Source organism: Streptococcus sp. AM28-20, from assembly GCF_003603595.1.
In the GTDB taxonomy this organism is placed as follows: domain Bacteria; phylum Bacillota; class Bacilli; order Lactobacillales; family Streptococcaceae; genus Streptococcus; species Streptococcus ilei.
Window position 1 is genome coordinate 273,091 of sequence record NZ_QTNK01000001.1, and the last position, 12,311, is coordinate 285,401.

Genomic DNA, 12,311 nt, shown 5'->3' on the forward strand with positions numbered 1-12,311 from the left:
TCCCAGCCTCTTCTTATTCCTCGCCTATATAAAGTTGAGCTCCCTTGAGAATCAAGGGACGAACAGGGGTTAATTTTTTCAAACTTTTCAATTCTTCTGGATGGCTAACTAAGGTGATAACATAACCCTCTTTGCCCATGCGTCCAGTACGCCCAGATCGATGGATGTAGGTTTCGGCATCTCGAGGGACTTCATAATTGATGACACATTCTAGAGAGTCGATATCAATTCCTCGTGCCACCAAATCGGTTGCAAGAAGGAGTGTCAACTGGTGGTCCTTAAAGCGTTCCAGAATGACTTTACGGAACTTGACATTAACGTCACTAGCAAGTGAGACGGCGCTAACTTCCCGGTATTGGAGTTTTTCTTCGGCGCTTCCCAGGTCTGACAAGCTGTTGAAGAAAACGAGCCCACGAAAGTCTTCGACATTGGAGAGTTTTCTGAGGAGTTCGACTTTTTCTCGCTTATCCACTTCCATATAGAAGTGCTGGATATTGTCCAAGTTTTGTCCTTCCACTTGAATGGTTAGGGTATTGGGTTCGATTTGTTCTGGATCAAACTTGGTCGTTGCACTCATATAGATAAATTGATGATCTCGGGGTGCGTAGTGGCAAATCTTATCGACAAAGTGATACTGAGAGTCACTAAAAAGTTGGTCAAATTCATCCAGGATGATGGTATCGACATTCATCATCTTGATTTTCTTTAACTTGATCAATTCAAAAATACGGCCAGGAGTTCCAATGAGAATTTCGGGCCCCTTTTTGAGGCGTTCGATTTGCCGCTTCTGACTAGAGCCAGAGAGGAAAAGTTGGGCACTGAGTCCTAGAGGTTCCGCCCATTGTTTGGCAACATCAAAGATTTGTCCTGCCAACTCTGTGTTGGGAGAGAGGATCAACAATTGTTGCGCTTTTTTAGGTTTTAGCTTGAGAAGACTAGGGAAGAGATAGGCCAGGGTCTTTCCGGTTCCTGTCGGGCTGACTCCAAGCACGTTCTCCCCTTGAGTAATAGGCTCAAAGAGGCGTTCTTGGATTTCAGTGAGTTGCTCAAAGCCAAGGGTTTGAAGTTGCTCTTGCCAGAGTGGTGGAAATGCTAGTGTCATATTAGTTTTCGTCCTTAAAGTGTATTCCAGCATCTTGGCGCATAGCGTAGAGGGTTTGATGAACCATCTGTCCAGTTTGGAGCCAAGTCTGGTAAAGTGTCTGGTTGCCTTCTGTCATCATGCTAGCAAAGGCCTGGGCTTCTTCTAACATGTTATGAGGGGCAGGAGTGATGGGGAGCTGGTAGCGGTTTCCAGAATGGTCTTGAAAAAGAGCCTGACTAACGGCTTCGATCCCACTAATGAAGAGGGTGCCGTCTGTCGTATAGATTTCAGCAGGAAGATTGCTGGTCACATCTTTGCCGGCTTGAATGCCAATGACAAAGTCAGAATAAACCAAGCTACCATGTCCGTTCAAATCGATTGAATTAGGCAATTGCCGCGCTTGATAAGTTACTGATTCAGGTTGACCAAAGAGGCCGATTGCAAAGTAGAGAGGATAGACTCCCAAATCCATGAGGGCTCCCCCAGCAAACAAGTCGGAGAAAATATTGGGAGTATTTCCTTTCAAGAGCTCGGGCATTTTAGAAGAGTATTTGGCATAAGTCATGTGGCCACCCAAGATGGTCTTGTCTTTGAGAAAGTCTTGGATGATCGCAAAGGCTTTTTCATGATAGTTGCGAGCAGCTTCAAAGAGATAGACTTGGTGCTCCTTGGCTAATTTAACCAACTCTTTCCATTCCTTGGGAGTGGTGACAGCTGGTTTTTCAAGGATGACATGTTTCTTAGCCAAGAGGGCTAACTTTGCCTGAGGATAGTGGAGTGAATTGGGACTAGCAATGTAGATGACATCTAGGTCACTCTCTAAAAAGGCAATCAGGTCATCATAGAGGGCCACTTGTCCATAAGGTTGGGTGAAACTACGAGCTTTCTCCAAGGTCCGTGAATAGACCGCTCTTAACTCATACTGGTCTGTTTCTTTAGCTGCAGCAAGGAAGGAATGGGAAATGGCACTGGTGCCGATGATACCGAGTTTCAGCATGGTAGCTCCTTTCAATCAGGTATTAACTGGTTTCATTATATCATGTTTCATCCTAAAAAGATGGAATGGGCCTTTCTAATTGGGATGGAGTATAGGGGGAAATGTCTTCTTGGAAGGTTGATGAAAATCCTTAGAAAAAAGGTTTAAGTCGTGGTCAAGAGACCGCTTTTGTGATAGAATAAATAAGATTATAGAAAATGGAGAAGAAGATGCGAAACAGACCAATTATTATCGGTGTAACAGGTGGTTCTGGTGGGGGGAAAACCAGTGTTTCTCGTGCAATTTTGTCCCACTTTCCAGATGAAAAGATTGCTATGATTGAGCACGATTCTTATTACAAGGATCAAAGTCATCTAACCTTTGAAGAGCGGATTCAGACCAACTATGACCATCCTTTTGCCTTTGATACAGACCTCATGATTGAGCAAATCAATGAGTTGTTGGCTGGCCGTCCGGTTGATATTCCAACTTATGACTATGCAGCGCACACTCGTAGTGCCAAGACTTATCGCCAGGAGCCTCAGGATGTCTTTATCGTTGAGGGGATTTTAGTCTTGGAGGACAAGCGTCTTCGTGACTTGATGGATATCAAGATTTTCGTTGATACCGACGATGATGTGCGGATCATTCGCCGGATCAAGCGAGATATGGAAGAGCGCGGTCGGAGTTTGGACAGCGTCATCGAGCAGTACTTGGGAGTGGTGAAGCCGATGTACCATCAGTTTATCGAGCCAACCAAGCGCTATGCGGATGTCATTATTCCAGAAGGTGTGACCAATACCGTAGCCATCGATTTGATTACGACCAAGATTGAGAAGATTTTGAGCGAATCACGTGAAGGATAAGGATAACAAGTGAGAGAGGTTAGGAAATAGTGTCCCAGCCTCTTTTCCATGACAAATAGGGAGAAATATGAAAAAGTTAAGAAGGGAGTTTCACTCCAGAAGTAAGGCCTTTGCCTGCCTACTGACCATGTGTGCAGGTTTTTCAGATGCCTACACCTTTATCGAAAGAGGAGGGACCTTGGCCGCGGGCCAAACGGGAAACGTGGTCTTTCTTTCTGTTGGTTTAATTGGCCATGAAATCGCGGATGTGGAGGTCAAACTGGCCACCATGTTGGCCTTTATGATCGGGATTTTCTTGATGACCGTCTTTCAACGCTTCTTTAGCCATTCCGTTTGGCGACTCAGTACCTTGGTTCCCTTGGTTCTGACGACCTTGGTGGCAGGATTTCTTCCTAAAGAAGTGCCCAATGTTCTGATTGTGCCTTTCTTTGGACTGAGCTTGGGGATTGTAGCCACTTCCTTTGGAGAAGTAGATGATTACGCCTACAACCATTCTTTTATGACAGGGAATCTCAAGAAGACCATGGTCGCATATGGAAATTTTGTACGGGAGCGGAAGATGGAGTTTTTCTGGGAGTCTCTCTTTATGACTTCTTTGATTGGGAGCTTTGTGGGAGGAGCTATTCTTTCCACCTTCCTCATCCAATATTACGGCCTTCGGACCATCTGGTTTGTTTCCCTTGTTCTGACCCTCTTTCTCTCTTATCGGGCGATTCAATATGTTCGAAGGGATATCTAGTCACATTCAAATAGTTTGATCAATCGAGGCTGGGACAAAAGTCCTAGCCTCTAAATTTTCTTTGGATTATCGAGCAAGACGCAGTGGTTGAGTGGGCTCTACTACGCTGATTTCATCAGATTTTACAGCCCTACTCAACTGTGCGGAGGTGGGACGACGAAATCGAATTCTAACGAATTACCGATTTCTGTCCCACTCTCTTTTAATTGGGAATATTTGCTGGATACTTCTGATGGCAAGCTGGGTTGTTATCAAAGGTTGCTCCGTTGTAAATACTTAATTTTCTAACTAAAGTTTGGTATAATAAAGGTTATGAATATACAGGAAAAAGAATCACGTTACCAACTCTTACTAGCCCAGTTAGAAGCTCTTTTAGAGGGTGAGAGCAATGCTTTGGCCAATTTATCCAATGCCAGTGCTTTGCTCAATCAAGCCCTCCCTCATTCGGTCTTTGCAGGTTTTTATCTTTATGATCAAAAAGAGCTGATTTTAGGCCCCTTTCAAGGTCAGGTTTCCTGTGTCCACATTGCCTTAGGAAAAGGCGTCTGTGGAGAAGCAGCAGAGAAAAGAGAGACGCTGGTGATTGAGGATGTGACCCAGCATGCCAATTATATCTCTTGTGACAGTCGCGCCATGAGTGAGATTGTGGTTCCCATGGTCTTGAAAGACCAGTTGCTGGGAGTGTTGGATCTAGATTCGGACCAAGTGGGAGATTATGACGACCTGGATCGCCTTTATTTGGAACGTTTTGTAGCCATCTTGCTTGAAAAAACAAATTGGAATTTTAGGATGTTTGGAGTAGTAGACTAATGTATCAAGCCCTCTATCGTAAATACCGTAGCCAGACCTTTGGCCAACTTGTAGGGCAGGAGGTTATTGCGACGACCCTTCGACAAGCTGTCGAACAGGGGAAAATTAGCCATGCCTATCTCTTTTCTGGTCCTCGTGGGACCGGGAAGACCAGTGTGGCGAAAATCTTTGCCAAGGCCATGAACTGCCCCAATCAAAAAGGGGGAGAGCCTTGTAACGAATGTTATATCTGTGAAGCCATTACCAATGGTAGTTTAGAGGATGTTATTGAGATTGACGCTGCTTCTAATAATGGGGTGGATGAGATCCGTGATATTCGCGATAAATCGACCTATGCGCCTAGCCTGGCCCCTCACAAGGTTTATATTATCGATGAGGTCCATATGCTCTCAACGGGAGCCTTTAATGCCCTTCTCAAAACCTTGGAAGAACCGACAGAAAATGTGGTCTTTATCCTAGCAACAACGGAATTGCACAAGATTCCAGCAACCATCCTTTCACGGGTTCAACGCTTTGAGTTCAAATCCATCAAGACGCCAGCCATTCAAGACCACCTAAAAGCTGTTTTGGATAAAGAAGGGATTGATTACGAAGAAGAAGCTGTAGCCATAATTGCCCGTCGGGCAGAAGGTGGGATGCGGGATGCTTTGTCCATTTTGGACCAGGCCCTCAGCCTGACAGCTGGTGCCCAATTGACCACTGCGACGGCTGAAGAAATCACAGGTTCCATCAGTCAAGAAGCCTTAGATCTTTATGTTTCAGCTTTGTCAGCACAAGATGCAACAGCTGCCTTGGACCAGTTGAATCTGATCTTTGATAATGGGAAAAATATGGCCCGCTTTGTGACGGACCTCTTGCAGTATTTACGGGATCTCTTGATCGTTCAGACAGGTGGTGAAAATCTCCATTTCAGTGAACGATTTAATCAGAATCTAGCCATTCCACAAGCCACCCTCTTTGCTTGGATTGATCTTGCGACAAGGAGTTTAGCGGATATCAAAAACAGCCTGCAGCCGAAAATCTATACGGAGATGATGACCATTCGTTTGGCAGAATACAAGGGTGAGGGCCCTTCGGCTAGCCAAGTGGCTCTTCCAGCAGATTTTTCAGCACAAATGGACCAACTCAAAAGAGAAGTGGAGTTACTGAAAAGTCAATTAGCTCAAGTAGCAAGTGGGGCTCCTGTAGCTAAATCAAGCCCTGCTCGTCCTCAGAAGTCTAGCAAGGGCTATCGAGTGGACCGTAATAAGCTTCAAGACATCTTACAAGAAGCGGTTGAAAATCCAGATTTAGCCCGTAACAATCTCATTCGCTTACAAAACGCATGGGGGGAAATTATTGAAAGCCTAGCAGGGGCAGATAAAGCTTTGCTGGTTGGTTCCCAACCGGTTGCGGCCAATGAACGTCATGCGATTTTAGCCTTTGAGTCTGCCTTTAATGCCGAACAGACCATGAAGCGAGATAACCTCAATACCATGTTTGGCAATATTTTAAGCAATGCGGCAGGTTTCTCTCCGGAGATTCTGGCTATTTCAATGGAGGAATGGACCCAGATTCGGGCGGAATTCTCTAAGAAAGCGCGTGGTCACAAGGAAGAGGCAGAAGTGGCAGAAGAGTCCGTCATTCCGGAGGGCTTCGATTTCCTCTCTGATAAAATTATAGTTCAGGAAGACTAGGATGTGCTTTTTCCAGAAAATCATGGTAGAATAACAATATGAATAAACGTCAATTTTGGACTATGGCTATCTTTACAGCCTTAGAAACCTATTTTTTTAATGATGCTGTGATGAGGGAAAGCTACCTGGCAGCTATCTTTTGGGCTCTCTTGATATTGAGAAATTTACAAGTCAGCTATATCTTAGGGAAGTTGGTCGAAAGTATCGATCAACAGCTTAATCAGAAAAAACGAGATAAGTATAAAAAATAAGCACCAAGTGGTGCTTATTTTGTTTTAGAAAAGGACTTAGTCCTGTGCAATACAGAACTAAATCCTTTGTGTAAATGAATGGTCTAACTTTTTGGGGTCAGTACACACCAGGTGTGTTTTCTTTATGCATACAATTCTTAAATTTTTAAGCACCTTAAGTATATCATGGTGATATCGAAAAAGTTAATTTTATAACATTTGTTGGGATTGTTGCTGAGTTTTTTGTTTATCATTCGAACTTTATTATTATATCATAAAAATGATTAGAAAAACAGACTTGAATTATTTTGAAATTGGTATATGATGAAGGTATAAAAACTATTAAAATAGCCTGATAGAAAGGGGAATAAAAGAATTAATCAGGCTATATAAAATTGGTGATTGGTATTTAATGTTGTAAAACAAGAAAGGAAAAGGTAAAATATGCAATTACATAAAAAAATTTTTATAGTGGCGTTGGTTTTATCCATTTGTATCTCACTTTATTTTCTTATCAATCCGTCTAATATCTTCACCTTTCCGATCCGTGTGCATGAATTTGATGACACATTTAAATATTACATGTTTGTGAAGATTGGAATTGTATTATTATTTATCAAATTCCTACTAGATATATGCTTAGAATTTATCAAGAATTGGTTTAAAAATTTTTGATATTTCTTCACACAAAAGAGTCTGAGAAAGCGTTGTTTCCCAGACTCTTTTTTGAGCTGTTGGTCTGTTTTATAGATTCCACTGTTTGAGGGAGATTTCGCCACTGTTGAGCCAGCGTTCTTTGCCGTCCGTCAGTTGGACTAGTAGTTGTCCACTGTCCGAAATATCCTTGGCTAGGCCTTGGTAGCTAGTCTGATTTTGTTCGAAGTGGACTTCTTTACCTAGAACTAGTGAGCGTTGCTTGTAGAGGTAGATCAGCTCCTCCTCTGGACTATTGAAAAATTCCTTCCAAATCTCAGCAATCAGTTCATTGCGAGTAATGGGAGGCTGGGAGTCAAAGAGGGAACCAGCCTTGTCCTTCAGTTCCGTAGGGAAATTGGTGATGCCAAAATTAAGGCCGATACCAATGATAACATCTGTGATGAGGCCTGTTTCGATGGAGCTGATGGCTTCAGTCAGAATGCCTCCGACTTTTTTCCCCTTGTAGTAGATATCATTGACCCACTTAATATCTACATCCAATAAGGCTAGATTTTTCAGAGCCTTGTAGATAGCAGCTGCGACCATGAGGGTATAGGCGGGAGCTTGATCAAAGGGGAGATTGGGTTTGAGGTGGAGCGACATATAGATTCCACCTTGAGAAGGACAGAAGAAGTCGCGGCCAAAACGTCCTTTAGCAGCCGTTTGATAGGGAGCCAGATAAAGGGTAGAGGAGTGTCCCCCAGCTTCCATAGCATTCTTAGCGTCCAGTTGAGTGGATTGGGAATGAGGATTGTAGGAGACTGTTAGAGGACAATGCTCCTCGATAACTTGGGGGATTAGGAGGTCTCCAGAAAGGATCTTGTAGCCTCGATTTTTAACAGACTCAATCTCGATCCCTTCCTTTTCTAGACGCTGAATGGCCTTCCAGATAGACGTGCGAGACAGGCCCATTTCTTGGGCTAGTTGTTCACCGTTGACATAGTCTTGAGCTTGTGCCAAGGTTTGGTATAAAATTTCGTGTGTTTTCATAGTTTCTTAACGTGTGCTTTCACGGATGGTAAGACGAGTGGCCAGAGTATGCATAGTTGGAATACCTGAATCTCCTCTTTGAAGGTCTTGTAACAGACTGTGAATGGCCTGTTTCCCCATTTCTTCCGTATAGACAGTGACGGTAGAAAGTGGTGGATAGACATGCTTAGCAATCGAGGTATCATTAAAGGAGATGAGACTGACCTGATCTGGAACCGGAATGCTAGCTTCTTGGAGGGCACGAAGAGCCCCAACAGCCAAGGCATCGCTGGCCATAAAAAAGGCTGACGGAAGTCGATCTCCCAATTCATCAATTAAGTCTTTCATCATTTCATAGCCAGAGTCACTTGAGAAGTGGCCCACTCGGACATAGTCTGGTTGATAGATTTCTTTCTCTTCTAGAAAGTACTTAAAACTCAAGTAACGGGGATCAGTTTGAAGAGGACGATTATCGGCGGTCGTTTCTTGTCCAACAAGGAGACCAATCTGGTTGTGACCGGATTCTATCAAGTAAGCTAGCGCTTGGTAGACAGATGTTTCAAAATCTGTCATGACACAGGTATGGCCATATACTAAAGTATTGGAGTCCACAAAGACGAGTTTTTTCTGATAGCTTTCAAGTTGACGGATGGTTTCTGGGCTATATTTACCTAGAGCGATAATTCCATCAGCTTTTTCAAGAGGTCCCCAATCCTCTAAGTTAAAGACACGGAAGATTTCATGCCCGAGTTCCTGGGCTAGTTTTTCAATCCCAACGCGAATAGAGTAGTAATAAAGGTCCTCTAACTCTTCCTCTTCGGTCACCCATTCTAAAATAGCAATACGGTAGCGCTTGCTTTGAAGAGGGTTATTTTTTCGCTGTTTCTTTTGGTAATGGAGTTTCTCAGCCGTTTCAAAGATCAGTTTCCGAGTTGTATCACTAACGGATAGGTTTTGATCCTGATTGAGGACGCGAGAGACTGTTGCTTGAGATACTCCGACTTCTTGAGCAATATCTTTAATAGTAGCCATAGTTCATCCTTTATTGCTTGTTAGTTCCAGTATACTCTAAATATTAGTAAAAGGAAATAAATTTTTACTAAATTTTATGTTTGCTGCGATATTGGCTAGGAGTCAGTTGGCTATAGGCCTTAAAGGCCTTTGAAAAATAAAGGGGGTCTGAAAAGCCAACAGAGTAAGCCACAATCTTGATGCTCTCGTCTGTGTTGGTCAGCAATTGCTGGGCCCGCTGCATGCGGACCGAGTGCAGGAATTCTTTGGGGGAGATCTGGTGAAACTCCTTAAAAACAGTTGTCAGGTAAGACCGATGGACATTGAGGTCATCAGCGATCTCTTGAATACTTAGATGCTCTTTATTGTAATGCGTCTCAATCACATGCTTGCAGGTCAGATAGAGTTGATAGGTTGGTGATGGATCGTTCCGATGGCTATCAGGAGCCACTTCACTGATAAGAAATAGCAGTTCATAGATTTGCGAGAGAAGGTGGAGTTGGTAGTGCGAGGTCATCTTTGAAGCCTCTGCCTTGTGGACGAGTTGCTCCATAAACAGTCCGATCCGCTCTGTGTCCACTTCATTTTTCTTTAGAAAGCCTTTTGCATGAAGAGTTGAAAAGCGCATGAAATCACTCACCTTGGTGCCGCTAATCCCAATCCAGTAGTAGGACCAAGGATCTTCTGCATCTGCCTGGTAGTAGGTCACCATATTTTTAGGGAGAAGAAAGAGATCCCCGGCTTCTAAATGGATCTCATTTTTATTGATGTGAAAGACACCTTTTCCCTTGGTGATAAAATGCAGAACAAAATTGTCACGGACGCTAGGTCCGAATTCGTAGTTCTTCGGGCAATCTTCGTAGCCGTAAAAATCAAGGGCTAGATCAATGGTGTCGGTTTGGTATTCAGAAAAGACTAACATAGCTGAACCTCCTACCTAACATTTTACCATATATGCCCAACAAAATTCTATTTTCGGAAGCGTTTACAACAAGTAAAATAAAGACATATAAATGAAAAAAAGATATTGTAACTGAATTTAAAAATACATAGTGATATTTTATAGGAACCAAGGGGAGGAAGATATGGCAATACGTATTGAACAAAATTTGTTCTATATAGAGAGTAAAGGACTGAGTCTCATCCTTGAAAATCGCGATGGCTATTTAATGCTCAAGCATCTAGGGCGCCCAATTCCGTCCTATCATTTTTCCAATACGGTGCATGAGAAGGACCATGCTTTCGCTGGAAATCCAACAGCTGACAATCGAACTTTTAGCTTGGATACCCAGCGACAGATCTTGGGACAGCACGGGCTAGGAGATTTTCGAAGACCGTCGATCAAGATCCAACACGGTGTTACAGAAGTGACAGATTTCCTTTATGTTGGAGCCAACATCTATTCTGGTAGTGTCGAGGCGACCGGTCTTCCGAACCCTCACTCAGTAGATCAGGCTGAAACCTTGGCCTTGGTTTTTGAAGATGATCAAGCGGCCCTTCGTTTGACCCTCTACTACACCGCCTACGAGGATCGGGCAACCATCACTAGCTTCTCAAAGATTGAAAACTGTAGTGATGAAACGGTTGCGATCCACAAGGCTCTTAGTGTGTTGGCCGATGTCCCAGCAGGTGACTACGATGTCATCACTCTGCAAGGAGCCTATGCGAGAGAAAAAACAGTTCGCCGTCAGCAAGTAGAGCAAGGAATCTTCACCATCAGCTCCAACCGTGGTGCTTCTGGACACGCCCAGACTCCAGCCCTTATCCTTGCTGACCATGAAGTGACGGAAGATGCCGGTTCTGCCCTTGCCTTCCAACTGCTCTACAGTGGGAATTTTGAAGGATTTGTTCAGAAAAATCAACTCAATGAAGTTCGGGTTGGACTGGGGATCAATCCTGAAAACTTCTCTTGGGAATTGGAACCAAATCAGAGCTTTGATACGCCAGTGGCAATGATCACTTACTCCCATAAGGGATTGACCGGTCTCAGTCAAGAGAGTCAAGCATTTATCCAAAACCATATCATTCCTAGCCAGTTTGCCCATAAAGAACGTCCAATTCTTATCAACAACTGGGAAGCGACCTACTTTGATTTCAAGAAAGACAAATTATTGGAGCTAGCAGACGAAGCTCAAAAAGTGGGGATCGAACTCTTTGTTCTTGATGATGGCTGGTTTGGCAATCGTTATGATGATAATCGGGCCCTTGGTGACTGGACTGTCAATGAAGAAAAATTAGGAGGAAGTCTAGCAGAATTAATCCAAGGCATCCACGACAAGGGACTTCAATTTGGCCTTTGGGTGGAGCCAGAAATGATTTCTGTTGATAGCGACCTCTACCGAGCTCATCCGGACTGGGCTATTCAAGTCCCAGGCTATGAACACACCTATTCACGGAATCAACTGGTGCTCGATTTCGCAAATAGAGAAGTGGTAGCTTATATCAAGCAGGTCTTGGATGACTTGCTTGCAAACCATGAGATTGACTATATCAAATGGGATATGAACCGCAATATCACCAAGCTTGGAAATGGTAAAACCTACCTGGAAACCAAGATGCAATCCCATGCTTATATCTTAGGTCTCTATGAAGTAGTTTCTTCCTTAACAGAGAAGTACGAGCACATCCTCTTTGAGTCTTGCTCAGGTGGTGGCGGTCGCAATGACCTGGGTATGATGCGTTATTTCCCGCAGGTCTGGGCAAGTGATAATACGGATGCCATGGCCAGACTTCCGATCCAGTATGGATCTAGTTATCTCTATCCAACTATTTCCATGGGGGCTCACGTATCAGCAGTGCCAAATCACCAGATGGGACGGATCACACCACTAGAAACGCGTGGACATGTAGCCATGATGGGAAATCTGGGATATGAATTGGATCTGACCAGCCTTTCTCAAGAAGAGTTGGATGTCATCGCAGCTCAAGTCGCTCACTACAAAAGGATTCGACCCCTTGTCCAATTCGGACAACATTACCGCTTAATGAATCCTAGTCAAGGTGCCAACCAAGCAGCCGTCCAGTTCACTTATCAAGACCGTACGGTTGTAACCTATGTAAGGGTCTTATCAACGGTTGAGGAGATCGAGCCGACTCTGAAGCTCAAAGGTTTGGAAGAAGGTGCGCTTTATAGCTTAGAAGGGACCAACCAAGTCTATTCAGGAGCTGAGCTCATGTATGCCGGCTTAACCGTCGTTCTTCCTCAGGGAGATTTCCTCACTAAACAATATGTTTTTGTCAAAAAATAAAAGGAG

Annotated in this window: 11 protein-coding genes; 6 read left to right on the forward strand and 5 right to left on the reverse strand. The window is 43.8% G+C overall.

What is annotated here, in order from left to right:
- Positions 1-13: 13 nt before the first annotated feature.
- Together DW738_RS01455 and DW738_RS01460 are read right to left on the reverse strand one after the other, a co-directional pair.
- On the reverse strand, positions 14-1,102 hold the full coding sequence (locus DW738_RS01455; protein ID WP_123160133.1) for a DEAD/DEAH box helicase: 1,089 nt from the start codon (positions 1,100-1,102) through the stop codon (positions 14-16).
- Position 1,103: 1 nt separating this feature from the next.
- The gene (locus tag DW738_RS01460) at positions 1,104-2,081 is read right to left on the reverse strand and encodes a Gfo/Idh/MocA family oxidoreductase (RefSeq protein ID WP_123160134.1); all 978 of its coding nucleotides are present in this window, start codon (positions 2,079-2,081) and stop codon (positions 1,104-1,106) included.
- A 209-nt stretch (positions 2,082-2,290) separates the two neighbouring features.
- On the opposite strand from DW738_RS01460, the gene udk reads away from it, so the two are divergent.
- The 5 genes from udk to DW738_RS01495 all read left to right on the forward strand — a co-directional run bounded on the left by udk (position 2,291) and on the right by DW738_RS01495 (position 6,402).
- Positions 2,291-2,926, forward strand: coding sequence for a uridine kinase (gene udk, locus DW738_RS01470; RefSeq protein WP_048691384.1), 636 nt, complete (start codon positions 2,291-2,293; stop codon positions 2,924-2,926).
- A gap of 67 nt (positions 2,927-2,993) precedes the next feature.
- Complete coding sequence (locus tag DW738_RS01475; RefSeq protein WP_048788887.1) at positions 2,994-3,665, forward strand: YoaK family protein; 672 nt, start codon at positions 2,994-2,996, stop codon at positions 3,663-3,665.
- Positions 3,666-3,977: 312 nt separating this feature from the next.
- Complete coding sequence (locus tag DW738_RS01485; RefSeq protein ID WP_061563827.1) at positions 3,978-4,475, forward strand: GAF domain-containing protein; 498 nt, start codon at positions 3,978-3,980, stop codon at positions 4,473-4,475.
- Entirely contained in the window at positions 4,475-6,151 is a 1,677-nt protein-coding gene (gene dnaX / locus DW738_RS01490) for a DNA polymerase III subunit gamma/tau (RefSeq protein WP_123160136.1), read from the forward strand. Before DW738_RS01485 ends, dnaX begins: the two co-directional genes overlap by 1 nt.
- A gap of 38 nt (positions 6,152-6,189) precedes the next feature.
- Positions 6,190-6,402, forward strand: a complete 213-nt coding sequence (locus DW738_RS01495) for a DUF3272 family protein (protein ID WP_006596552.1) — start codon at positions 6,190-6,192, stop codon at positions 6,400-6,402.
- A 723-nt stretch (positions 6,403-7,125) separates the two neighbouring features.
- Here DW738_RS01495 and birA read toward each other — a convergent pair.
- The 3 genes from birA to DW738_RS01515 all read right to left on the reverse strand — a co-directional run bounded on the left by birA (position 7,126) and on the right by DW738_RS01515 (position 9,979).
- Entirely contained in the window at positions 7,126-8,067 is a 942-nt protein-coding gene (gene birA / locus DW738_RS01505; protein WP_123160138.1) for a bifunctional biotin--[acetyl-CoA-carboxylase] ligase/biotin operon repressor BirA, read from the reverse strand.
- 6 nt (positions 8,068-8,073) lie between these two features.
- The gene (locus DW738_RS01510; RefSeq protein ID WP_123160139.1) at positions 8,074-9,078 is read right to left on the reverse strand and encodes a LacI family DNA-binding transcriptional regulator; all 1,005 of its coding nucleotides are present in this window, start codon (positions 9,076-9,078) and stop codon (positions 8,074-8,076) included.
- Positions 9,079-9,145: 67 nt separating this feature from the next.
- Positions 9,146-9,979, reverse strand: coding sequence for an AraC family ligand binding domain-containing protein (locus DW738_RS01515; RefSeq protein WP_123160140.1), 834 nt, complete (start codon positions 9,977-9,979; stop codon positions 9,146-9,148).
- A gap of 163 nt (positions 9,980-10,142) precedes the next feature.
- On the opposite strand from DW738_RS01515, the gene DW738_RS01520 reads away from it, so the two are divergent.
- The gene (locus tag DW738_RS01520; RefSeq protein ID WP_123160141.1) at positions 10,143-12,305 is read left to right on the forward strand and encodes an alpha-galactosidase; all 2,163 of its coding nucleotides are present in this window, start codon (positions 10,143-10,145) and stop codon (positions 12,303-12,305) included.
- The last annotated feature ends 6 nt before the right edge of the window (positions 12,306-12,311 follow it).

Excerpts from the sequence above, each read along its gene's own strand:
- DW738_RS01455 (WP_123160133.1), bottom strand. The coding sequence starts at position 1,102 with ATGACACTAGCATTTCCACCACTCTGGCAAGAGCAACTTCAAACCCTT.
- DW738_RS01460 (WP_123160134.1), bottom strand. The coding sequence starts at position 2,081 with ATGCTGAAACTCGGTATCATCGGCACCAGTGCCATTTCCCATTCCTTC.
- udk (WP_048691384.1), top strand. The coding sequence starts at position 2,291 with ATGCGAAACAGACCAATTATTATCGGTGTAACAGGTGGTTCTGGTGGG.
- DW738_RS01475 (WP_048788887.1), top strand. The coding sequence starts at position 2,994 with ATGAAAAAGTTAAGAAGGGAGTTTCACTCCAGAAGTAAGGCCTTTGCC.
- DW738_RS01485 (WP_061563827.1), top strand. The coding sequence starts at position 3,978 with ATGAATATACAGGAAAAAGAATCACGTTACCAACTCTTACTAGCCCAG.
- dnaX (WP_123160136.1), top strand. The coding sequence starts at position 4,475 with ATGTATCAAGCCCTCTATCGTAAATACCGTAGCCAGACCTTTGGCCAA.
- DW738_RS01495 (WP_006596552.1), top strand. The coding sequence starts at position 6,190 with ATGAATAAACGTCAATTTTGGACTATGGCTATCTTTACAGCCTTAGAA.
- birA (WP_123160138.1), bottom strand. The coding sequence starts at position 8,067 with ATGAAAACACACGAAATTTTATACCAAACCTTGGCACAAGCTCAAGAC.
- DW738_RS01510 (WP_123160139.1), bottom strand. The coding sequence starts at position 9,078 with ATGGCTACTATTAAAGATATTGCTCAAGAAGTCGGAGTATCTCAAGCA.
- DW738_RS01515 (WP_123160140.1), bottom strand. The coding sequence starts at position 9,979 with ATGTTAGTCTTTTCTGAATACCAAACCGACACCATTGATCTAGCCCTT.
- DW738_RS01520 (WP_123160141.1), top strand. The coding sequence starts at position 10,143 with ATGGCAATACGTATTGAACAAAATTTGTTCTATATAGAGAGTAAAGGA.